Source organism: Treponema sp. R8-4-B8 (assembly GCF_054786175.1).
On sequence record NZ_BDHE01000440.1, the window covers coordinates 1 to 436 of the forward strand.

Below are 436 nucleotides of genomic sequence, written 5' to 3' on the forward strand. Positions count from 1 at the left end.
AAACGCAGAAGCGCAGATTCATCCACTGCGTCTGTCTAAGCGGGTCTTTTCCCGGTTTTAAACCGGCCCAGGGGTGCAGATATTCCTGCCTGAAGTTATATGCAAATGCAATATACGAGTTGTTGTCAAAGTTCAACTGTATTTTGGGTTCCAGTTCAATATAACGGTAGGGAGAACCTTCGTAGAGTTTACCGGTGCAGAAATCCTGACAGTAGGCGAATGACAAGCCGACGCTCAGAAGTTTGTCGAAAAAGTTCCAGTAAAAACTCGGTTTTACGTAGAAATCGCTTCTGCTGTTGATGTAGTCGTAGCCTACGCGAAGCTGCGCGGCACAGAGGTCCGGAGCGTACTGTCTAAACAGCCAGTTCCTGAACCATTGAATGTCTTTATTTTTCGCGCTCAGCCCGAACAGATGACCCATTGCCCAACCCTGGAA

The 436-nt window shown here is 47.7% G+C and carries 1 protein-coding gene; it reads right to left on the minus strand.

Annotated elements, in window-relative coordinates:
* A partial coding sequence (locus tag ACYVRA_RS09150) for a hypothetical protein (RefSeq protein ID WP_461252394.1) occupies window positions 1-421 on the minus strand: 421 nt, incomplete at its 3' end.
* Window positions 422-436 lie beyond the last annotated feature (15 nt).